Raw genomic sequence first — 23,925 nt, 5'->3', positions numbered from 1 at the left:
AAAACAGCAAGCTATTCAGGAGCATCGAATATTCATTTGGTCTTTAGTGTAAAAAGGTAATATACATTGTTATGTCTATATGGCATCTGCAAGCAAGTTGGTTGTATTGACTGTAAATATTAATTCGGGGAGTTATTTATTATGAAAAAAAAGAAAATATGTAGCGCTATATTGACCTGTATGATAGGTGGAGTATTGCCACTTGTGGCAATGGCTCAGGCAAATAGTAGCGCTTCGACTAAGTTTTCATTACCACAAGGCATTACTGCTGAGGAATCTAATGCTGGTAATCAATGGTGGATCAATGAAAAGGTTATATTCAAAAACACATCACAGAGTCCTGTCACTATATCAAGCACGCCTTTGTATTTTGGTGACTCTCAAAACATTGGGGGTTGGATAGGTGTTGATTTGACACATGTGACTAATGCTTGGAAATATCATGCTAGCGAAAGTTTCGTTCAGCAATTAAATGATAACGGCAGGTCGATAAGTGTTTATGCAGTGAAACCAAGCGCTGATTGGTCAGGTAAAGTAAGTCCTATCGTATTGCAACCAAATGATTATATTACCGTAAACTTTGGTATTTCAGCACCTAATAAGGTATACCTCCCTGACGTTAATCCTCAACCAGTAGTCAGTAATGGGACCTTAAACTTTAGTTTTGATAATAGCAATATCCCAGCAGATGCAACTTATACAATCAATAATAAATTGACCAATGCAGTTGTAAAAAGCTTTTCACAAAGTGATTTGATAAAACTAGGTGGTAAAGTAAGCTTACCTGCGGGTGAATACTTGGTTTTTGCGCATACTAGTCAACATGGCGTGTTGACCTTATCATCTAGTGATGTGGTAATTAAAGGCAATGAAACTGTGAATGATAAAATAACCTATACAGCACCGCATGTCGAATCATCAAATGTGAGCTTTGTCTTGGGTGTTGTCAAACCGCAAGGTGCTTTACCACTTCAGCTAAGTATTACTGATCAAACATCAGGAAAAACGCAAACATTGACAATAGATTGGGATAATGATACTAAAGGCATTAGCTTATTGGATGGTCATACATACCATTTCTCAATCAATGAACAAACGATTAATGGTCAGAAATATGATTTTAATTTCAGTAGTAATGATATTACGTTGCAAAGTAGTCAAGATAATTACCAGATTAAAATTAGCGCAGATGTGACACCCATTATTAAGACTGAGAAAGTATCAGTTAGTGTGTCTGGACTAGTTGCAGATGATACAACAACACTAAGTTTTATCAAAGAAGGAAAAACAGTTGCGACTAAAGAAACTGGAAATACCAACAATCTAACATTGGATTTAGAGCCAGGACAATATACGGTTCAAGCAAGTTCAGTTATTGATGGTGATTATGAATATGATGCCGCTCAACAGACAGTTACTATTTTAGATAATAATGATACCAATAGCGTTAAAATGGACTTCATAGCTAAAAAAGTAACACCGCATGATGCAGTCGTAAAAGGTTGGCCTAGTCAATATATTGGTATGGGTGCTATTACGACGAACACAATGGCAAATGTTGATAGATTTAAATCACGTGAGCCATTTGATGCGGTATACACTTACAGTGATGGCGGTGGATTAGGTAAATCAGGTGATGTTTATGACCCTGAAGCGACTAAAACCACAAATTTGATTAAGTTTGCTAAAGCGATTGATGATGCTACGTCAAAGAATAAAGAATATAATATGAGCATCCACCCGATTGTAGTCACCTATACTGCGAATTTCTCGGGAGGATTGAACTCAGATTTATCATCCAAAGATCATATTGAAGCTAGATTTGAAAATATTTATTTTATTGCTAATAAGCTTCAATCAGCTTACACAAATGATGGTTTGCCAGGTACGATAGTTGTTAACCCTGACTTTGCTTCAGTATTTCAAAACTGTACCTATTACAACTGCCAAGTAAACTGGGGTAGCGCAAGTGGCGTCGCTGGTGATGTAACTAAGATTGATGTTAAACCTGCTCTAGATGCAGCAATCAATGATCTTATAAATAAAGGTGTTATTACCAAAGACGGTCAGGTATATCAAGAGTATGAAAAATATTCAGAAAAATATCTAAACACAAATCCTGAAAACAATTTTGCATTATACGTGCAAACGATTAACTGGTGGATAAAAACCATCGCCCCTAATATTCCATTTGGATGGTCAGGCAATATTTATGTGAATGAAGATATCAAGATTTTACCGTCGGTTCCATTGCCGCAAAAATATGCCTATATTGGCGGTGGTATTAATTGGATTCATTATGCAGATAAAGATGGCTCAATTAATAATGAGTTAATTAATATTCTAGCGAAACGTGAAGCGGAATTCTTGAAGCTTACTAATGTATATAACGTTAATAATTCATACAATCCAGATTTTTATGCACTTGATAAATATGGACAAGATGTAATATATCAAAATAGTACGACAAATGATAATACAATTGGACAAGGTAGGTTATTCAATGCTTTAGATTGGCAAGTGTATTTTTCATTTGTTCAAGGCTTACATGTCGATCTTGCTAATGCACCCATTATGTTATTCCAATTACCTGGAAGTCACTTGTCAACTAAAAATGACACAACCATTAATGATTATGCTTCTACGGCAACAGACTATGTGTTTGGTAGTGATACAGCTTTGAGTAGTTCAAATCTTAAAGCATTTGAAAATGTACCATTTACTTCATATACACAGGGGCTCTACAGAACAAAAGATAACAATACATTTAGCTATCTATTTGATAATATCAGTAATGAGCCACCATATAATTGGACAGTGTCCCATATAGAAGATTTGCAAAAAAATATGGGTGTATTCTCAATCCTATGGGGATCTTTGGGGCCTGCTTCAGTCAGTATTGCTTATCCAACAGGAGGAAATGAAGATAATGGTTGGTTGGCAGATAAAATCCATGCTTATTATTCAAAGCATGGTCTAAATCCTGTTAATTGAAATAATACTTTGAAATTATCATGGGTTATGCGTCACAAGTTGATAACATTACCAAGAACTCTGCGCATGCTGCTTATGGTTGCAGTGCATTGATCAAAGAAGCTTCATTTAAAACAAATACAAACAACAACCTCTCTCAAGAAACTTTGAATTGGTCAACGTCTCCAAATGTGAGCAATATTACGGATAGCGGCGCTACAATTAACTGGAGTGCTGCTGCCTCACCTAATGCTGAGACAGTAAGTTATTCCTATGTTGTTAAGCAAGGTGATACGCAAATTGCTAGTGGTGCTGGTGAAAGTACTAATTTATCAGGTCTGACTGCAAATACGCAATATACGGTTATTGTGACGGCAAGTGCTGCTGATTGTGCTGATATATCAACACAGACTCAGTTTGGCAGATTACACTCATTCAAAGCTTAGGCAACTTGCCCATAATTATTGATAAGAAAGATAACTTATTATTTTATACTTAATAAGGTAGACATGTTGATAGGCTTTTTGATTATATTCATGAGCACTTTGATTTATAAAGTGTTAAATAATTTTTTGGTTTAACATTAAGGAGGTTTTTAATGAAATATAAAAAAATATTTTCAGTATTAACTGGGGTGGTTTCTTCAGCTGTTTTTTCTCATCAGGCAGTTGCTGCACAAAAACCATTCGTAATGGCATATTATGCAAATTACAGCGGTTATTTCAATGCAAACTATGTTTCAAATGAGCTGAAAACAGCAGGGCATGTTATTCCTGAGCCAAGCTATCCAATCCCAGGAATTGCAAAAGGATATATTAAGATGGATAACAATTCTCCGGGTAGTGAACAGTCAACTGAGAATACAGATTTAAAAAATAAGTTAAATGGGCTTAGCGCCTTATCTTATGGATTTTTAAAGCCAGGTAGTAACGGTGCTGTTGAATTTAGCGATTCATGGGCTGATCTATCGAATGTAGATCTTAAGAGTGGTCACTGGTTTGCATCAGACAGTAATGCTATGTCATTAAAAATGTATGATGGGGCAATGCCAAATAACGGTGGCGCAACACAGTTAAATCAATGTTGGGGAACAGTCTGTTATGGTGGGTTTGATGCCTTTATTTCACTGCAGAATGATACGAAAACATTAAAGCATTATGTAACCATTGGCGGTTGGACATATCACAGTATTATGGATAATTTGGTTGCAAATGGCAATCAAGCAAATTTCCTTAACAGCTTGAAAGTATTGAAACTGCAAGGTGTGGATGGTATTGATCTTGATATCGAGTTTGATAGTCCATCAAAAGATTATACTCAAAGTGCATTATTAAAAGCATTAAGTAGCTCTTTAATTAATCAGATTAAAGAGCTAGGGTTAGAGGTTAGTTTGACAATACAGGCTAACCCATTAATGCTGCAAGGATTAGTCAACGATGGAAGCCTAGCAAAAATGTTTAGTCAAGGACTGAATCATTTAAACCTTATGACTTATGATTTCCATGGTGCCTTTGATGCTTCAACAACGCCATATACAGGATTTAACTCAAGTTTATATGCTGCACCAAATGTAGGAAATGTTCCACAAAATCCATTTAAGGGTAAAGATAATGATTTCTCGGTGAATCATGCAATAGAAGCTTTAAAAGAGTCTGGTATTGATCTTAGTAAAGTAACGATTGGTTTACCTGCTTATTCACGAGCTACCTTTAGTGATATTGCTGATAATGGCTATGGAGGTTTATTCCAAGCTTATGGAAAAAACACTCAGATTTTACCTGGGGATTTAGATGCAACGACGTGTACTATATCTTGGAAAAATAGTGGGGCGCCATTTGCACCTAATGGTACGGAGTGCTCCGGTACATTTGGTTATAATTATTTACTTGCGGATATGATTGGTAATAATGACTTTACAGCAAGAGATTGGCAGTATAAAGATGAGAATGGCAATACCTATTATATCGGTAGTACAGCCTATAGATCAGATCGTTGGACGCCCGTTACTAGTACACTTGATTTTGGAGGTGGTGCAGATGCATTGACTTCATTGGTACAGAACTACCCAACAGGAAGTAATGTTTATTTTACATATTTATCAGGCAAAGATTCATATTCTTATGGTCAATATGCAGCAGAACAAGGACTAGGAGGAGCTATTGTTTGGACTGTGATGTCAGATGCTCCATATACTGATCATAATAATTCATTGATCTATAATTTTAATCAAGGCTATCAAAATCCTCATCAAATCCATCCTAAAAAAACCAGTATTGAGTTTAGGAATTTACAACATAATGTGATTACAACACTGTCAATAAGTAGCACATACCCTCAATCAAACACCAAAGAGGTTGAGATTTATAATAATGGTAATGTTGCAACTAATTTAGACAATGCATTACAAGGACTTAGTGTCCCGTTATTAGCACAGTTTAGTAATATTAATTGTCCTAATACAGCATTAAATGTAGGATCAGCCTGTGATGTTAATATTACCTTAAACCCTCAACAAAATGCACATCAAAAATCATCCCAAACATTAACTGCTTCGACACAGGATGGCGTGAAGGCTCAATTGCTAATAAATTATGAGATAAACTCACAACAACCAGATGTTGTATTTTCTCCTAATAAAATCAGCTTAACAGCAATACAAGGTGATGCGAGTCCAGCACAGCAAGTTAGTATTGTGAATAAGGGGACAGTTCCTGTAAATCTAATTGATATTAGGGGTATTTCTTCTCCTATATCAACAGATTTTCATAAGAATTGTCATGATGTATTAGCTGCGGGAGCATCGTGTTCATTTACTGTTACACTTGACACAGCTAATGTTGTGAGTGGTAATGAAACGGCATTGGAAAGTATTGCAGACAATCAAGAAAACGCAACATTTTCAGTGGCATATAGTGTGCATAAAAAAGTATCACCAACAAATGATTGTAGTGATCCAACTGCTTCTCAATATGCTGCATGGAGCCCTAATAAAACATATTATTGGGGCGACAAAGTAAGCTATCACGGCTATGTTTGGGTTGCTAAGTGGTATTCACAGGATACAGCACCAGGATCTGCAAGAGATCAGGGCGGCCCTTGGAAATTAATCGTGCCACAAGGCATCTTATTTGATTGGTCTGTAAATAGTGTTTATCAATGGCAGGATAAAGTTGCTTATAATGGTAACGAATATCAGGCAAATGAGTGGACGCTAGGCAATGAGCCGGATCAAGATTATGGTGACAGTGGCAAATACCATTGGAAGCTTATTGATGATTCTGGTGATGTCAAAAGTTGTCCAAGCCCCTATGTCAGCTAATTTTGGCGCACTAAATACCGTAGCGGGATATAACTTATTTAGCATTAGTCACAACGCCAACAGTTAGTAGAGTTTGTCAGGGATGACAATATTGCTAAATCTGATAATGAAATTTATGTCGTAATACGGCGATAAAAATCGTTGCTCATGTACAAAATACTGCTTTAATGAGTATTTTTGCTTTGCAATCGTTCATCAAGAAAAATCAGTTGCCTAATCAATATCATCCTATCATCGAACTGCCTAAACCAATTATTCAAATGGAATTTTGTTGTATTTATAATAATCAAGTAAATACTCAGCAAAAAGCTTTATTAACTCAAGTTGCCGGCGTATTAAAAGCTGCGATGAAGCCTTTTGCGTTGTCTAGCTAAATATCATTTTGCAAAATGATCTATGACGAATCCATCGTTAGTAATAAAAAAATGAATTAACTAAATTAAATATAATATGGTTGATGGAACTATTAATTACATTAGCATGCGCCATATAAATTATATCGTGATTGTGGGGTATATAATTGATGAAATTAAAAAAAAGATATATTGGATTTATCGCGCCATTAATTCTATCTGCATGTGGTGGTGGAGGTGGTTCAAGTGGCTCAGTAAATAAGCCTAGTGAGTCACTACAGCTTTATAGTGAAAGCTCTCCTCATTTAATGGCTTTAGTTAATGGTCAAAAAACTCAGAATACAATGACAATAGAAAATGTCGGTAATTCAACAATTGACATTCAATCGCTGCCTTCCTTGAACGCCCCATTATCTTATGACGCTCGCTCAACCTGTCTATCAGGACGGCCTCTATCAGCTCATCAAACATGTGATTTAATTATTGATCTGACTCCTGGAGGTCGAGTAATAAAGCAAACACCTGTTATTATCAATATTACAGATAATAATCATGAAAATTTAGTGGTTAAAATGAGCTATGAAGTAACCGCGTCACCACAATCACAGATATCGATGACACCTTTGACGGGTAATTTGTTAGCAAATGTAGGGGACACAAAATCATCTGATATTGATGAGATTTATACGGTTAAGAATACAGGTACAGGAGCCGCATCATTAACTTTGCCGACGGTAACATCACCATTGAGTGTGACCAGTAACGGCTGTGGTGCGACACTGCCTGCTGGAGGAAGCTGCCAGTTTACGGTACAGTTGGATACAAGTGCGGTGGTTGGTGCTAATCATCAGACTTTGACATTACAAAGTACAAATCCTTCTGCAAGCATAAATAGTACGTTGAATTATCAAGTATTATCAGATGTGCCTCAGCGGGTTGCTTATTGGTCAAACTGGGATAATTATTCAGGTACAAACTACCAGATTACTGATTTAAACAAAGATGATGTAACACAAATCCATTACGCGTTTTTTGAGGCAGGTAATTGTGCACGAGATAATGTAACATACCCATTGACAGGCTATCCAACTGAAAAAGATATTGTGACAGATCATGCAACTTCTTGTGGTAGTAATACATTAAACAATGGTCAAATTTATGAATCAGGTAAGATTGAATTACATTCGACAGATGCTTTTAGTGACTATACAACAGCAGAAGATGCAAATGGAGGGGCTGGCAACATAGATAAAGCTTTAGCAACGAATAAGCCAGTTTATATGGTTGTTGGTGGCTGGTCGTTGAGTGCTGTGTTGCGTGAAGCTATGACAGCATCATATCGCGCTAACTTTGTTCAAAGCATTATTGATGAATTGAACCTGATTAAAGCGAACAGTGGTAGTGGAAAGACATTTGCTGGTGTTGAGATTGATTATGAGCCGAATGCGAATAAATGGACTCTGCCAGCAGTGGGTAGTGATTATGTGTCGATAAGCGTCACAGAGCTTCAAGATTATTTAGACTTTATTAAGTTATTACGTCAACAACTAGATGCTCATTTTGGTGCTGGTAAGAAGGGTATCAGTATAGCATTGCCGGCAGGTAAAGATGTTATTAATGACATAGAGAGTAAATATTACACTTCGAAAGGATTAAATTATTTTGCCTCGTTTTCTAGTTATATTAATTACTATGACACGATGAGTTATGATTATCATGGTTCAGGTCGGGGAGAGACGGTAACAAACTTTAATTCACCACTTGTCAATGATCCTGCACAACCTGCTGCAGTTATTCATAAAGACTACAATATAGATGATACGATGAAAGACTATATTTCTCATGGTGTTCGAAGTATTCAAATGCTTTTAGGTGTACCATTATATGGGAGAGTATATCAAACGACGTCATCATCGATCTATCAGCCAGGCACTACTGCTGGGGATGTTTGCAATACAGGTGATGGTGCAGGTGTTATTAAATACAATGAAGTGATGTTGAATAAGTGTAATGATGCGACAGATCCTCAGATATTACATTTTGCGAAGCAATCAGATAATATGACGGTGGCGCAAAGTATTTGGAGTGATGGATCAAACTTAACGACACTGGATACGCCAGCGACCTTACCGAAGAAATTGAGCTATATTAGGAAAAAAGATTTGGCAGGTGTGATGTTTTGGGATGCTGGTGGAGATATTAAGTCATCAGATGCAGATTACAGCAGTGATTCGTTACTTCATCTTGCGTCAACAGCATTACAAACGGGTAGTTTTTATGTTGATTCTTCATTACAGATCAAGACATATAAGGGATCTACAGCGAATACCAGAACGATTACGTTATACAATTTGACGAAGAAAACGCTTAAGGTGAGCTCAATAACGGGAGCGACTCAACCGTTAACAATAATAAATGACCATTGTAGCTTAGTAAGTTTAGCCTCAGGTGATAGTTGTCAATTTGATGTGAGTTTAGATACTAGTGCAGTGGTCTTGCCATTGAATATGGTGTTACATATAAATGATGATCAAGGCGGCTCGTCATCCGTGACTGTTTCGGTAGCAGTTAGTGCTGGTGAGATGAAGATCACGCCAGCAACACAAACATGGAATCAGCAAGTTGGCGATCCATCACCAACACATAGCTTTACGGTTCGAAATACCAGTGGTGGCTCTTTGAGATTATCAAACATAACACTTAGCACACCTTTTAACTTGGTCAGTGGACAAGATCATTGTAGTGGTCAAATACTGGTTGATGGATCAAGTTGCCAGTTTACAGTATCGTTAAGCACCGCAGTGCAAACGACAGGAAATGGATTGATTACAGTTAATGCAGTTGATGGTAGTAGCGTTGCTTCACAGCAACAGTATTCGGTGACACCTGTGAAGGTTGCTAATTTAGTTAGTAGCATTGATCACACAAGTTTATCAGTTGTTCAAAATAATACAGCACCTACGGCAACATTAACAATTAAGAACACAGGGACAGCTGTAGCATCTGCACTAGGTGTAGCGATATTGAATGACCCTAAAGGTTTGTTAAGGGTAACGAATGATGGATGTAGTGGTCAAAATTTATCAGTTAACGCAAGTTGTACAGTTGAAATTACTTTAGATAGCCATACGCTTTCAGGTGGTGTTCAAAATGCAACAATAACAGTTCCATATACTGGACACAGTGCATTAACACAGGGACTAAGCTATGAAGTAACCGCGTCACCACAATCACAGATATCGATGACACCTTTGACGGGTAATTTGTTAGCAAATGTAGGGGACACAAAATCATCTGATATTAATGAGATTTATACGGTTAAGAATACAGGTACAGGAGCCGCATCATTAACTTTGCCGACGGTAACATCACCATTGAGTGTGACCAGTAACCGCTGTGGTGCGACACTGCCTGCTGGAGGAAGCTGCCAGTTTACGGTACAGTTGGATACAAGTGCGGTGGTTGGGGCTAATCATCAGACTTTGACATTACAAAGTACAAATCCTTCCGCAAGCATAAATAGTACGTTGAATTATCAAGTGACTGATTATGCAACGCCAGGTATTGACACGCTTATGTTAACGTCAAGTGGGATCGATGCTATTGATAATAATCTTCATACAATGAAAATTAACACTTCAGTTAATGCAAATAACAACAATTATAGTATTTATTTAACTGATATAGGTATTTCAAATAGAGTTATTGGTAGTGTTGGGCTAAGTTCTTCAAATGATTTGCAAATTTCTCATGATTCTTGCTCTGGAGTTACGCTTCATCCCGCAGATAGTTGCGAGATAGAACTACATTTAAGTAATAATGTGGCTCAAACAGCAAGTAATGCTATTACAATTCCTGTTGATGGCAAAGATATGTATTATAATATTGGTTATCAGATTGCAACAGCAAAACCAAGTATAAATATATCTAGCACTGGTGAAAGCTTTACGGCAATGCAAAATTCACATAATCCAACAATGACATATACAGTTACTAATGATGGACAAGCAGCTTTAGCATTATCAAACATTGGAGGGTTAACCTCACCATTATCCGAAAGTGATAATTGTGCCAATAAAACCTTAAACCCTAGTGATAGTTGCAGTATTACTGTGAGCTTGAGTACAGCAGCAGTTGTCGCAAAATCGCAGCAAACACTCGTGATTAATGCTCAAAATTCAGCTTACACAAGAAGTGAAGAGATAGATTATGCCGTTAATTCATTACCAACAAGCACCGGTAAAGCTGCCGTGTATGATGCTAGTCAGTGTAGTGCGCTAAGTACAGATTTTAATAATTATGATGCTAATAAAGCGGATATAACAACACGGATGAATGGTAACGATGTTGTCCTATGTAAAGTGTCATCACCATCCAAGTGGTATGATGCTGTGGACATCTATTATGATGACGCTAAAACACATTTACTTGATTTAAATTTAGCAAAAAATAATTCAGATGATTGTACGAATATTAATTTATCTCAATTGGCAGGAGGATATCCTATTTTTACAGGGGCCTACTATCAATGTGTGAATAGTACATCAACTATTGGCGGTCATTTAAAATTCATTTTATATGGAAATGGCTCCAGTCAATATATACACCAGAGTATCAGTTTTAATTTTAATAATGGTGCTGCTTACTTAGATGTATTACCAAACTATCTTTTAGCTGTGTCTGATCTCACAAGTATAGCGCATTCCTCAGGTGGTGTGACATATGATCAAGTGGATTACCATACAACCTTCCCATTAAGTTCAGAAGATCATCTGCACTTAACTGATAATTATAATAGTCTTATTATGATTAATTTAATTGGGGGAAGTTTGCTATATCATATGATTGATGAATATTATCCAGGGATTAAATTAAACAAGTATACTTATGCTACATTATTTGGTCAATTTTTACAGGAAAGTGGTGCAGCTGATGCTTATTTAGATCAATATGAATGGGCAGCACTAGCAGTAAATACACCGCTGAAAAACTTGCCAAGAATATCATTATTAGGTGTTGGACAAGGTGGACCGTATCAGCTTAATGATTTTGCAAAAAAGTTTGGAAATAATACCGCTATTATTGGTTATGATGCATTGCGTAAAGGAATTGGCTTTACTGAAAATGATGTGATTAATAATACTCAAACTTCGAAACAGGCACCTTATGTGTTTGATGATAAATATTATACGACTATGGCGGCGGCATTTTTTCACTTTAATGATATCACTAGACTGGAGCATGATTTTTCAACTGATTTCCCAATCTGTATTAATAATCTGAAAACAATTCCAGATGCTAAAACAGGGTTTTTAGATATGATCTTAAATGCAATTTATAATGCAGGTCCTCAGGCTCCTATCACAAAACAGTATATTAAATTCTGTACTGACTTTAACGCGTATAAAACTCAGATTAATAATCTCAACGATCGCTCAGCCGATAAATCTACCTATAATACGGAGATGGGTTTTAATGAAAGCGGTACATTCTTATTATATCCTCGTCAAATTAGATACTATGTTGATCAGTTATATAATATTGAATTGGGCCATGATGTTAAAATAGATATAAATGTTGCTCAGTTACGTTATCACTTTGATAATGCTATGCATGTAATGTCATACCCTGATACTCATGGCAATCTTCAGTATATTCCTCAGTCAACTGCAGATAGTGCTTTTAAAGCAGCGATGAGAAATCTTGGAGTGACTGATAATGATGTTTTACAACTTTATAATAGCTCAGAAAGGAGTAAAATCTTTTCATTACTAGATCAGGCGATTGGTAATGTGGAAAGTCTGCTTCCAGCTAGTTTTCTTTTTGATCATCACGAGACTCTATAACTATCCTAAATTTGAGTCATAAGTGCATAACTTGCCAAAATCTGCCCTTCCACAAAAAAGGGCAGATTTTTGGTATCAATGCCAGTTAATTCAAAAAATGCGTCATAGGTTGTTTTATAGCCTAAGCATTTTCTCGGTCTACTGTTAAGTTTATCAATAGTTAATAGAGTCTGTCAGGAATGAGATTATCGCTAAATATAATAATGAAATTCATAAAATCAAAATTGATTCACTATATTTAATACATAAATATTTACATAAATTTACATTATGATTAGAATGAGATTGTTGACTTATTATCAACAACCTCTCCCCTCATAATTAATATAGCTATTGCGATTGCCTTTTTGAGGTGATTGATTGCTTTCTTAACTCAAAAATCTAGATTTTTGAGTTAAGAAAAACACAGTTTAGTTTTAGCATAAAGAGGAAGGGGAAAGTGATTAAATTAGAAAATGATCAACATAAATTATTAGAAAGGCGTTATCTTATATTTTTTCAGCTTTATGAGAAACTTTCAGTTAAAGAAACTGCTAAATATTTTGAAACAAGTAGTTCAAATATATCAACACAGGTCACAAAGCTATCCAAGGAGTTAAACTATCCTTTATTTATGCGGACTAAATATGGGCTTGAAGCAACAACGCAGGCGGATATACTCTATCAAGACCTACAGAAAATTTTTAAAAAAGTGAAACCTATATATGATGATTTTATTCATAAAATAACCGCAATGAATCAATCTAGTACTATGATAAAAAGACGTATATATATACGACGACTATGCTATGATTTTTTCTCAGAGGATACTCAACGACTTTTGCATGAGAATTTTTCGGTTACCATCTATGACAAACTTGCATGGAGTGAACTACCTACTTCAGCGATTGTGATTGATGTTGATGATAGTACGCAATACCTAGGCACAGTCCAGGCATCGGTTGTTATTGATGAATTGATGCTTTTTGCTGTGGATGATTTGAATCAGTGTACAACGCTCTACTACAGTGGCCTTGCAGCACCTTATTATCGTCATGTCGCTGAAACCTTGGCAAAATCTGGATACTCTATCTCTCAATGCAAGGCGTCTTCTAATATTCCATTGATGCTTTCGATGCCTAAATCCATTTTTTTAACCTCACAAAAAGCATATTATGGACTAGCCAATATCAGTCATAAGCTACAATGTCATGCGCTGAACCATTCTATGGAACAGCTTAAATTTAGTATTGCAGCGACGAAATACGATCAGGATGTAGCGATGATCGAGTCATTGTTAGGTAAGCTGAACTTAAACAAGAATAATACGACTGAAGCTTCACTGACAGAGAATGAATGGAGTGTGGCATGCTAAAGCCTAGTAAGCACTATTATGAGAATTATTTAAAAATTGTGCATACGTTATTGCAAACACAAAGTCGGGAAAAAGCATGTAAGAGCTTAAAAATTAGTAGTCAACAACTGTATTATGCAATTAAAAAAATTGAGCAAGAATTTGATATCATTCTTTTTGAGAATGCTTCAAGTTATAAAATTTCCAATCAAGGCTTGCTATTTAAAGATTTTCTTCAGCAGTTATTCAATAGTGAAAATAATGATGACAAACTTCAATCAATACGACAAAAACCGACTTTAATGATTTCACCCGTTATAGAAAATATTATCTCAAATATTGATATTAAATGGCTCGTGCAGTTGACTGACAATTTTACTTTTCAAGTCCCTGACCCTGATATTATTCAGCTATTGATACGAGAAAAAATAGATGACAATATTTCGGCATTTTATGCCTTAACAGATGATCAACTGGATTACATTAGTCACAAGATAGAAACCTCAACCGTCGTACAAAGTACAAATTGCTTAGCTTCAGCCACGAGCAGAACACAATATACTTCCGTATATATACCCAATCATGTCAATTCTGAAGTTAGTAAGAAATTTATGCGATACGATCAATATTATAAAAGCATTATTACAAACACCACCTTTAATAGTATTATCAATATCACCAGTAATGTTCAAGATGCTGCTTTTATGAATATCAGTGCCTTTCAATTATACCTTAAGCATCATCAAATTTTGCATAAGCATCAACAATTAATTGAACTGCCTAAAGAAATTGGTTATATGACCTTTTTATGTATCTATAATCCACAGTTAGATCATCAGCAAAAAGCCTTATTAACTCAAGCTGCTGGTGTATTAAAAGCTGCGATGAAGCCTTTTGCATTGAGCTAAATAATAAACGTAACTCATTTAGTACTGGTAATGACCATTATTTATCAGTTATTAGATGCTTTTATTGCAATTATTTATATAATCCAATCGATTAGTTTTGATTTTTTTGGCGTGCATTGAATAAAGCGAATTCTATATATTTTTATTAATATAATATAATGCATATCTATTTAACTTATAATGGTTATGTGAAATTGTAATGAAAGCAGAGTTGATATCAAGGTTAATTTTTAGTCTTACAAAAAACAAAATAAAAAATATAACGGGAAATTTTGGACAGAGTGTGGCGTCCCCACCTATTTGGCGTTGATAGCCCTGCGGTGAAATTTATAATGAATAAACAAAAATATGGGTGTGAGTATCTGATTTATAAATATAAATAGTAATGAGGATTAAAATGAGAAAGAAAAAAGCAATAATAACTGATCAAAAAAAGAACAAGCATATGAAATTTTTGAGATTGCTGGGAGTGATGCTGCCCGCTAGTTTGCTGTTTGGTTGTAGCTCTTCTCCGGATGATAATGCTACAGCAGCAGAATATAAAGTTGATTATTCTGCTCAGATAAGTTCGACTGAAGTAGCTTATAGTAAACTAAGTATGGTTGTAAATAAAGAGCAGTTGAGTGGTCTTGCTGCTCAAGCTGTGAATGAAAGTTATTCAGTAAAAATAATCGAAAACCCTAATATTCATATTAATGGCAGTTGTAGCAATGTTCCAATTGGAAAGCTATGTGAGTTAGATTTATCATTAAAACCATCTGCAGCTAGTGAGGAAACTTTAAATTGGAGTGTTGTCCTACCGGATGGTGTAAGCAAATCTGAACATACAGTCATTAAAAAGAGTGATTTACAGGTTAACCTTCCCAAGAGTTCTGTTTTGCAATTAGGCAAAGTAAAGGTTATCACGCTAACGAATATTAGTGGCACTAATTTTTATTTTAACAAACCAATTTTTGTTGATAGTTCAAATCATGAGCTTACAACTGCGACAATATCAAATAATACGTGTATAAATGAGATTAAAGCGGGTGATCAATGCAGTTTTGATATCCTATCAACTGTAGATGGAGCGCAGGGATATTTAAAATTAGATTTGGAAGAGGACTACCTCGCTCAAGTTGCCTTTTCAAAGATTGTGGTAACAGGTACCAAGACCCTAGATATTCCAGTTAATACTGCCAAAGGTGACACTTACCCGTTTACCTATACTTTTAACAATACCAACACGGCATTACCAGCGACAGGTGTTAGTTTTACGAATGTATTTCTTCCCGCAGCGGACTTCACACTAGATACGGCGAATAGTAGCTGTAATGGGAAAACAACAATCGCGGCGAACAGCAGCTGTACTTGGAAAGGCACTTTTATGCCCAGAACCACTGGTAATATGACAATGAGCTCAACATTGCATTATGCAGAGGGCAGTGATGTGAGTTTGAGCAGTAGTTCAAAGATATTACTTGCTGCCGCACCAATCAATACAGGCTCAGGGGTGGCTGAAAATGGTTGGGATTGGCCAACTCCAAGATTTGAATCAGCCAAGAAGGCTGATAACACTACATGCGCAGATGCAGAGTATGACAAATTAACGGGATTAATGTGGGTTAAAGATGGTACTGCAGAAGTTATAAACGACTGGGCGTATGCAAAGACAGAACCTAATAATTTAAACTTATGTGGATATCATGACTGGCGCTTACCGACTATTAATGAGCTAGCAAGCCTTGTAAATTACTCGGATACAATTTCACCTGCACACTGGTTAAATAATAATGGTTTTAATAACATTAAAACGGGATTTTATTGGACTAGCACGCTTTTTTCTGCTCAACCCGGCGGCTACGGGTGGATCGTTGATATGGCTGACGGTGTCCTGGACTTCGACTTTCCAACGAGCTTCAACTATGTGTTGCCTGTTCGCGGACCGAATTGATTATTGGGTGATTTGATTATTGGGTGATTTGATTATTTAAAGGCTAAAAAGGTATTGATATAAATGGCACAGTATGAACATTTACCAATATATAACAAAGCATTGGCATTTGCGGTTTACATAGAAACAATTGTGCGTAACTTTAATAAATTAGGAGAAAAGAATGAGAAAAATTGGAAAAAGCAAAAAAATATCCATGCTGCTTAGTTTAATAGCAATTTTGAGTTACTCCAACTATACCTTTGCTAGTGCTGGTGCTATTATTCAAAATACAAATCCTACAGATACAGGTCCAGGGCAGTGGCCTAACCCAAGATTTGAATCAGCCAAGAAGGCTGATAACTCTACATGCGCAGATGCAGAATATGACAAATTATCTGGGTTAATGTGGGCTAAAGATGGTAGTTCATCAGGTCTAAAAACCTGGGCGAATGCAAAGACATATGCTGATGCTTCAAGCTTATGTGGATATAATGACTGGCGCTTACCGACTGTTAATGAACTAAAAAGCCTTATCAATTACTCGGATACAACTTCACCTGCACATTGGTTAAATAATAATGGTTTTAATAATATTCAAACGGATTATTATTGGACTAGCACGGTTGCATCCTTGTCAGGCGGTGTCGCGTGGGGCGTTAATATGAATACCGGTAATGTGGCTCTACTACGTTCAGGCGAGCTACTACTATGTGTTGCCTGTTCGCGGACCGAATTGATTATTGGTTAATTTGATTATTTAAAGGCTAAAAAGGAATTGATATAAATGGCACACTATGAGCATTCACCAATATATAATAAAACGCTGGAATTTGTAGTTTACATGCAAACAGTTGTGCGTAACTTTAATTGCTACCATCAATATAGTTTAGGTTTGGGGCTAAGGTGTTAGATGACAGTTCTGGCTGAGCGTAAGTTGAAATTGCCATAAAAAAAAGAATTATAAATAAAAAAAATAAGATCGTTTTCAGTGGTTATTGTCTTTAGTAATATCATCTCAAGATTTTTACGGGGGTTATCGCCAAAGGGGTATGAATTAAGGTTTCGTTATATTGATAAGCGTTTTGATGTGTTTATGTTTTAACTTTAAATTGAGGGGAGGAGGGGCGTAAACACATCAAATTAAGAATGTCATGTTTTTTGAAATTAATAGTGTAAATCAAAAGGTAAAACAAAGGGGGAGTGAATGAAATATCGTTTAATATCGGTTGCGCTACTGTCGGCAGTATCTTGTGGTGCTTATGCGGCAAGTAATACAGATCTAGGGCAGTTAAAGTCTGAGATTGCTGCTTTGAAAACACAGGTACAATCCATTGAGAATAAGCAAAATTCAGCTCAATCTAAGCAGTCGGCTCAGGTCACTACTGCTAATATTGGTAAGTATCTTTTTTGGGATAACGTATTAAACTCTCCTTTAGGAATGTCTTCATCAACGCGTGAGCCATTGGCTTATTTGAAGCATCGCAGTGAGTTGCCAGATCAAGGGATCGCTATTGGTGGCTACCTTGAGTTTGACGCGCAAACTTGGTGGGGTGATCGAATTGACACTGATCAAGGAACTTATAAATCAGGCAAAGCAATTGGCTTGGGTGGTGCTGATTTGTATGTGTTGTCTAACTTGGGTCATTATGTGCAAACAGGTTTAGTGCTTGATGGGGTTGATGTAAATGTACTTGATGCATTTGTCACCTTTGGTAACTTATCTGAATATCCTGTGTATTTGACGATTGGTAAGCATAGATTGCCAGCCGGTGTATTTGCTAATGGTGGTGGTTGGATTGGCGGCTTGCAGCATGACCTATTCAGACCAGGGCATATTGCCTCAGCAAATCTTGGCTATGATAAAGATGGTGTTAATCTTAATGCGTCATTCTTCCAAACTGATAATCAAACATCTGACTTCTTAACCAGTGCTTACTATTCAGGTAATGCGGGTAAAGTCAGCTTCGGTGGTGATGTCAGTTACTTGTATAATATTTTAGGCTCTGGCGCGGGTGTAACAAGTGCAGCTGCAGCGACAGGAAATAAAGATACTAACGGTGCTGTCACTGTTGAAGGTAATGTCGGCTATGATATCTATGGTTTAAATGCAGGTATCTCAAATACGACTAAAAAGCAAGACTACAGTAACAACTCGTATCTAGGCGCGTGGTATGTTCAAGGCTCAGTGTCACCTATCATCGCTGGTAAAGGTACGCAGTTCTCGTTAGGTTATCAACAGACGTATAATGCACAAAATGCTTCTATCGGTCTAGCTGGAGATATGAATAATGGTCCTTCAGTTACCGGTGTCCGTTCTGAGATTGTGACTTATGTGTCTCGTCCAGTGTTGTTTAAGAATAATATCGTAACCTTAGAATATGCTTACTTAAATACATATAGCAACAAGCATACTAATGAGATTACTTTAGATATATCAACTTATTTCTAAGAATCACAGATTTAGATCACTCATTGATTGAGGATCTTACCAGTTCTCATAAGCCTAGGTTCGTAGTTTCTCTTCCTGTTTTGACTATACCGCTCCCTAGGCTTATGGGATTTTTTTTGTTTTAAGCAATTGCAGTAGATTGATATTTTTAGATTAGGATATTCATGGAATATAATATTTAATATTGGCTATATTAAAATCAATAATAGATTTTTAATAATCAAACTTGGTTGTGTGGGGACACTTGTAAGTTTTAAAAAATGGGGAAAGTATAGATGTATTTAGTCAGTGTAGTGATACCTACATATAATCGTCAAAATTTATTAAAAAAGACCTTAGCATCGTTATCTGAACAAATAATAGATAAAAATAGCTTTGAGGTCATAGTTGTTGATGATGGTGGTGATGATCACAGCCAAGATTTAGTTGAATCGTTTAAAGCGAAGATCAATGTAAAGTATTTATGGCAAGAAGACTTGGGCTTTCGTGTTTCTAAAGCACGTAATTTAGGCGCTTTAAATGCATCTGGAGAGATACTTACTTTCGTGGATAGTGGTGTTGTACTTCATTCACAATCTCTTTCGAGTATTATTGCGCAACATCAAAATGCAGAAAAAGATATCGCAACCATTGGCTATGTTTATGGTTTTGAAGTTGATTTCAATCAGCATCCTTATCTGCGTGATCAAACGCATCAAGCGGATGAATATATCGACTATTGTCAGCGGAATAATATTGGTGATATTCGTGATTTTCAGTATAACTTGCTAGGCAGAAATATTAGTACTTGGCCAGCACCGTTTGATATTTACTGGACATGCTTGGCAACCGTCTCAAAAGAGAGCTTTATGAAAGCCGGTATGTTTGATGAAAGCTATACCTCTTGGGGAGGAGAGGATGTTGACTTAGGTATTCGCTTATATTTACAAGGCAACTGTTTTCTATTGAATAAACAAGCGCTCGGCTTTCATTGTTATCACGATAATAATGATAGTAAAGATGACTCTCAAACACTTGCCAAATCTCTTGAACTTCATCAGCGCTATCAGTTATGGCAGACATGTTATTATAAATACATTGGTGAAAACCTTGCGTTATCAAAACTTGGTGGAAAGTTATCGTTAAATGTAGCAATTTATCTATTTGACTTTGATGAAAGTATCAAAACAGCCACATTGCAAGATGTTGAGAATAGATTACATAAATCTGATCGTTTCCGTCTTGTTGAGACGGTTTAGGATGATATTGTGCCAATTATATATAAAAATCATTACCTACCAATGCCTGATACTGAAACAAGAAATGCTGGTATAGATATTTCACATGTGCGAAATTTTGGTGTTTCTGTGGGTGAGAATACTGTTTTTTCGGGCATGCCAAAAATAACCTATACATTAGCGGTGGATCAAGAAAAAGCTGCTGCAACTTCAGGTTTTGATCGATTAAATATTGATGATTTTAAGGGTGTTATTAGTTTGGGTAAGAATGTTTATTTAGACTCATCAGATGCACCTGCATTTCATAATCAGCCAGTTAAGTTGACATCGGTTAGACTTAATAATCATAATTCAGGGCGTATCATCATCAAAGATAATGTCTACCTCCCAGGAACGGCAATTATTGCTTATGAACAAGTGACTATTGAAGAGAATGTTATTCTTGGACCTATGGTTACCATTATGGACTCAAGTGGTCACGCTATAAGAGCACGCAATACGGCGCATGAGGCTGAGAAAATTACAGTTAAACCGGTAATAATTAAACAAAATGCATGGATAGGAACAGCAGCGATTATCCTCAAAGGGGTCACTATTGGTGAGAATAGCGTCGTTGGCGCAGGCAGTGTTGTTTATGAATCGATTCCTGATAATGTTATTGTAATAGGCAATCCCGCAAAAGTTGTGAAAAAGTTATAGTCCTATGACAAAAAAAGCAAATATAATTTTTTTATCGGGGCTATTTGTTATCCTGTTTAACGATGCGATGAGTAACGGTGTTTTCTATACTTTACTACCTTATATCTTTTTCATTAAGAGGGATGTCTTGATATTCTCCTATAAGATAAGTACAGAAATGCTGTATTCATTTTGTTTGGTTGGTTTTTCTACAGGATCACTCTTTGGATTGCCAATACTGACAAAATTCTCTCAACGTATTGGCAAAGGACGCGCTTTGAAATTTGGGCTTATTGGGATTTTGTTAAGTTATTTAGGCGCCATGATTGCACTTTTGATGCATAGTTATGTATTGTTCTTGCTTAGTCGAATTGTTGGTGGATTTTTTGCAGGGAGTTATATTATTTTATATCATGTGATTAATGCAACTTATGCTGAAATAAATCAACGTCAGCATGCTTATAATATTTTAACGATTGCTGCAGTAACAGGTGTTATTTTTGGTCCATTGATTGTTTCAAGTATTAGTTTGTTCTCAGGTGCTTATGTTGTAATTTATCCATTATTTATACCAATATTATTGATTATTATGAATTTAATAATGATGAAAAGAATACTGCCGATGACAGAGACACAAAATGTCTCTATGCTAAATCGATTTGTAGTCACTAAATCAAAAAATAAGTTTAAAAAATGGTCAAAAAAAATAACTTTACTGATGGCAATGGCTATCATGGTACAATTAGCAATTGCGCTTTATATACAAACTTTAGCACCTGCATTACAGTTATATTGTCATTACGGATTAACTCAAATTAGTTGGTTTTTTGTCGTGATGTCGATTGTCTTAGCAGTCAGTACATTGCTATCAATGCACCTTGATTTTAATCAAGGCAATTTTAAGTTATATCAAACCATATTGCTTTTATCAGTAATGCTTGCGATATCTATTGTGAGCCTTAAAGCGTGGATTGGATTATTAGCTGCCTTATGGTTTGGTGCGCTAATTTTCTTTGCTATTTTTCCAAATATGCAAAATGCAATTACTGCCTATATTACCTCGCAAGTGTCAAATCAAGAACGCATAATGGCATCTTTAGGTCAGATCACTACCGGTGCATATATATCAACGGCATTGATCGTTGGTTATTATATTAAGGGGCATCTGATTGCTATTTTTATGACTATCTTCATGTCAATGGTTGGTGCTTTATTTGCGCTATCATTCGTCTAATTGGATGTGAAGGTTTTTCGCTAAAGCATAATTAAAAGGAAGTATATTGAGATTAAGCACGCGTAAATAGGGGTCACTGATCGATGTCCATTGATTGGTTTCAGGATCATATTTAACAATCGTGGCAGTATGGTTTTGGTATTCAGTTGCATAAATAACACCTTCCTCAGCAACAATAAAAGGGGCTGATATATTGCGATCATCAGGGGTAATTTGTTTTGCTTGAGATAGATTTGGACTGGTTTGAGTTTGATCACTCATGATAATATTCAGTATGGGTTTTGGATCTGTTGATTTGATGAAGCGAGCGCTTGCCACATATAAACGATGTTGATGGTCAAAGCCAATTTGATTGATGGTATTGGGTAAGTTGGTTGGTGTGGTTGGTGTGGCTGGTGTGGTTGGTGATGTGTTTGATGAGCTAGTTGCCGTGTCTAAGAGCTTTTGATCTGGTGCTGGATGACTTATAGAAAGATTAAAGGCATCATCTTTAGCCGGTGAATAGACCATTAATAGGGTTTCATTATTGATATCTTTACCCAACAGATACAGATCATCATGGTGATCAAATAGCATCTGCGTAATGCTGCTGAATTGATTGGTTAGCTTAGCGTTGGTTAATGTCACCCAGTGTCCTTTAGATAGACGATAGAAGTTAATGGTATTGTTGTTTTTAGTTGCTAAAAATACGTCACCAAAATAATTCGTTACCAGATATTCGATATCTTCTGTTGGATTGGGTTTTTGCATTATTTGCCAAGTAGGATTTTCGGCATCTAAATTAATATATCCTAGGCTTCTTTCGTCAGTTTTTTTATTATAAAGTAATGAGTAAAGCACATCGTCTGCTGTCACAGTTACTTGTCCCAAAGGAAAAGTACCTTGAGGCAGCCCATTATCTGTGATTAAATCAAATTGATTGTTATTTGCGTCAAAGATCACGCTGTTTGCAGTGATAGGCTGTTTTTCCGGACTATTATCGACAAAAGTATTGGCATAAATCACTCCCTTAAGAGTGGTCGTTATATCAAACATTCCGCGTGGATCATCAATATTTTTAGCAATCGCTTGTGAACTTACTTGCCAAGGTTGATTGGTGTTTTGAGGATGATAACTGGCAATATAAGCATCTGGGTCTGTGGTTTGATTTAATTGATATAAAAAGCTTAACAAAGTATTTGTTTGGGAGATTTGATAGTTGATATTTTGATTAAGCTCATCACTGATATTTAGACCGCCTTTTGCCAATATATTGGTATCTTTTGTGCCGTAAACGTAAATATAGCAATAATCATTTGCCTGGATTGGTGTATCTATATTGCAGGCATTAGGGCAACGTCCTTTGGCACAAACGACATCATCATTGTTGTCTTGTTGATCAAAATAAAAGTTTAAATGATAACCTGATGTGCTATATATCAGTTTACCAGTTGGTGCATCACCTTGATTATGCACTTTGATGCGGATGAAGTTGGGCGCTAAATGGCTAGTGTCTGTCACCAGTTTAGCTTGTTTTGAGTGATTGATCTTATTCGAAGAATTATCATCACCGCCCTTTGAACAACCAAATTGAGCTACTGCTATTGAGGTAACTAAAACAGCTGAAAAATATTTTTTAATCATGAGAGATCCTCTAGTTGAGCGTGGTGTTATGCTAACTATAGTAATGAACTCACATTTTTCAACTCATTTACAGCTTA

15 protein-coding genes are annotated in these 23,925 nt (G+C 36.1%); 14 read left to right on the top strand and 1 reads right to left on the bottom strand.

What is annotated here, in order from left to right; all coding sequences use genetic code 11:
• The first annotated feature begins 141 nt into the window (after nucleotides 1–141).
• The 14 genes from ACZ5V8_RS07170 to ACZ5V8_RS07105 all read left to right on the top strand — a co-directional run bounded on the left by ACZ5V8_RS07170 (nucleotide 142) and on the right by ACZ5V8_RS07105 (nucleotide 22,225).
• Nucleotides 142–2,994, top strand: a complete 2,853-nt coding sequence (locus tag ACZ5V8_RS07170) for a hypothetical protein (RefSeq protein ID WP_464217246.1) — start codon at nucleotides 142–144, stop codon at nucleotides 2,992–2,994.
• Between the two features lie 20 nt (nucleotides 2,995–3,014).
• Nucleotides 3,015–3,419 (top strand): fibronectin type III domain-containing protein, encoded by a 405-nt coding sequence (locus ACZ5V8_RS07165; protein ID WP_464217245.1) that lies wholly within the window; start codon nucleotides 3,015–3,017, stop codon nucleotides 3,417–3,419.
• 152 nt (nucleotides 3,420–3,571) lie between these two features.
• Nucleotides 3,572–6,292 (top strand): glycosyl hydrolase family 18 protein, encoded by a 2,721-nt coding sequence (locus ACZ5V8_RS07160; protein WP_464217244.1) that lies wholly within the window; start codon nucleotides 3,572–3,574, stop codon nucleotides 6,290–6,292.
• A 167-nt stretch (nucleotides 6,293–6,459) separates the two neighbouring features.
• On the top strand, nucleotides 6,460–6,666 hold the full coding sequence (locus ACZ5V8_RS07155) for a hypothetical protein (protein ID WP_464217243.1): 207 nt from the start codon (nucleotides 6,460–6,462) through the stop codon (nucleotides 6,664–6,666).
• 149 nt (nucleotides 6,667–6,815) lie between these two features.
• Nucleotides 6,816–12,491, top strand: coding sequence for a choice-of-anchor D domain-containing protein (locus ACZ5V8_RS07150; protein ID WP_464217242.1), 5,676 nt, complete (start codon nucleotides 6,816–6,818; stop codon nucleotides 12,489–12,491).
• 439 nt (nucleotides 12,492–12,930) lie between these two features.
• The gene (locus ACZ5V8_RS07145; protein ID WP_464217241.1) at nucleotides 12,931–13,845 is read left to right on the top strand and encodes a LysR family transcriptional regulator; all 915 of its coding nucleotides are present in this window, start codon (nucleotides 12,931–12,933) and stop codon (nucleotides 13,843–13,845) included.
• Nucleotides 13,839–14,732 carry a hypothetical protein gene (locus tag ACZ5V8_RS07140; protein ID WP_464217240.1) on the top strand — a complete coding sequence of 298 codons (894 nt, stop codon included), beginning with the start codon at nucleotides 13,839–13,841 and terminating at the stop codon, nucleotides 14,730–14,732. The genes ACZ5V8_RS07145 and ACZ5V8_RS07140 overlap by 7 nt, the downstream gene beginning before the upstream one ends.
• A gap of 397 nt (nucleotides 14,733–15,129) precedes the next feature.
• Nucleotides 15,130–16,665 (top strand): Lcl C-terminal domain-containing protein, encoded by a 1,536-nt coding sequence (locus ACZ5V8_RS07135; protein WP_464217239.1) that lies wholly within the window; start codon nucleotides 15,130–15,132, stop codon nucleotides 16,663–16,665.
• A gap of 63 nt (nucleotides 16,666–16,728) precedes the next feature.
• Nucleotides 16,729–16,872 (top strand): hypothetical protein, encoded by a 144-nt coding sequence (locus ACZ5V8_RS07130; RefSeq protein ID WP_464217238.1) that lies wholly within the window; start codon nucleotides 16,729–16,731, stop codon nucleotides 16,870–16,872.
• Nucleotides 16,829–17,395, top strand: a complete 567-nt coding sequence (locus tag ACZ5V8_RS07125) for an Lcl C-terminal domain-containing protein (protein WP_464217237.1) — start codon at nucleotides 16,829–16,831, stop codon at nucleotides 17,393–17,395. The genes ACZ5V8_RS07130 and ACZ5V8_RS07125 overlap by 44 nt, the downstream gene beginning before the upstream one ends.
• 456 nt (nucleotides 17,396–17,851) lie before the next feature.
• Nucleotides 17,852–19,096, top strand: coding sequence for a DUF3573 domain-containing protein (locus ACZ5V8_RS07120; protein ID WP_464217236.1), 1,245 nt, complete (start codon nucleotides 17,852–17,854; stop codon nucleotides 19,094–19,096).
• A gap of 275 nt (nucleotides 19,097–19,371) precedes the next feature.
• A complete protein-coding gene (locus ACZ5V8_RS07115) occupies nucleotides 19,372–20,334 on the top strand; it encodes a glycosyltransferase (protein WP_464217235.1) in 963 nt (320 codons plus the stop codon).
• A gap of 9 nt (nucleotides 20,335–20,343) precedes the next feature.
• On the top strand, nucleotides 20,344–21,012 hold the full coding sequence (locus tag ACZ5V8_RS07110; RefSeq protein WP_464217234.1) for an acyltransferase: 669 nt from the start codon (nucleotides 20,344–20,346) through the stop codon (nucleotides 21,010–21,012).
• Between the two features lie 4 nt (nucleotides 21,013–21,016).
• On the top strand, nucleotides 21,017–22,225 hold the full coding sequence (locus ACZ5V8_RS07105) for an MFS transporter (protein ID WP_464217233.1): 1,209 nt from the start codon (nucleotides 21,017–21,019) through the stop codon (nucleotides 22,223–22,225).
• On the opposite strand, the gene ACZ5V8_RS07100 is transcribed toward ACZ5V8_RS07105, so the two are convergent.
• Nucleotides 22,214–23,848, bottom strand: coding sequence for a hypothetical protein (locus tag ACZ5V8_RS07100; protein WP_464217232.1), 1,635 nt, complete (start codon nucleotides 23,846–23,848; stop codon nucleotides 22,214–22,216). The two genes, ACZ5V8_RS07105 and ACZ5V8_RS07100, sit on opposite strands and share 12 nt — an antisense overlap.
• Nucleotides 23,849–23,925 lie beyond the last annotated feature (77 nt).

It is taken from the genome of Cysteiniphilum sp. GTC20157 (assembly GCF_055396795.1).
This window is presented reverse-complemented; position numbering and strand designations above follow the sequence as displayed.

Coding starts and splice junctions, on each gene's coding strand:
- ACZ5V8_RS07115 (WP_464217235.1), top strand. CDS start 19,372: ATGTATTTAGTCAGTGTAGTGATACCTACATATAATCGTCAAAATTTA.
- ACZ5V8_RS07120 (WP_464217236.1), top strand. CDS start 17,852: ATGAAATATCGTTTAATATCGGTTGCGCTACTGTCGGCAGTATCTTGT.
- ACZ5V8_RS07155 (WP_464217243.1), top strand. CDS start 6,460: ATGAGTATTTTTGCTTTGCAATCGTTCATCAAGAAAAATCAGTTGCCT.
- ACZ5V8_RS07125 (WP_464217237.1), top strand. CDS start 16,829: ATGAGAAAAATTGGAAAAAGCAAAAAAATATCCATGCTGCTTAGTTTA.
- ACZ5V8_RS07135 (WP_464217239.1), top strand. CDS start 15,130: ATGAGAAAGAAAAAAGCAATAATAACTGATCAAAAAAAGAACAAGCAT.
- ACZ5V8_RS07105 (WP_464217233.1), top strand. CDS start 21,017: ATGACAAAAAAAGCAAATATAATTTTTTTATCGGGGCTATTTGTTATC.
- ACZ5V8_RS07100 (WP_464217232.1), bottom strand. CDS start 23,848: ATGATTAAAAAATATTTTTCAGCTGTTTTAGTTACCTCAATAGCAGTA.
- ACZ5V8_RS07160 (WP_464217244.1), top strand. CDS start 3,572: ATGAAATATAAAAAAATATTTTCAGTATTAACTGGGGTGGTTTCTTCA.
- ACZ5V8_RS07165 (WP_464217245.1), top strand. CDS start 3,015: ATGGGTTATGCGTCACAAGTTGATAACATTACCAAGAACTCTGCGCAT.
- ACZ5V8_RS07140 (WP_464217240.1), top strand. CDS start 13,839: ATGCTAAAGCCTAGTAAGCACTATTATGAGAATTATTTAAAAATTGTG.
- ACZ5V8_RS07150 (WP_464217242.1), top strand. CDS start 6,816: ATGAAATTAAAAAAAAGATATATTGGATTTATCGCGCCATTAATTCTA.
- ACZ5V8_RS07170 (WP_464217246.1), top strand. CDS start 142: ATGAAAAAAAAGAAAATATGTAGCGCTATATTGACCTGTATGATAGGT.
- ACZ5V8_RS07130 (WP_464217238.1), top strand. CDS start 16,729: ATGGCACAGTATGAACATTTACCAATATATAACAAAGCATTGGCATTT.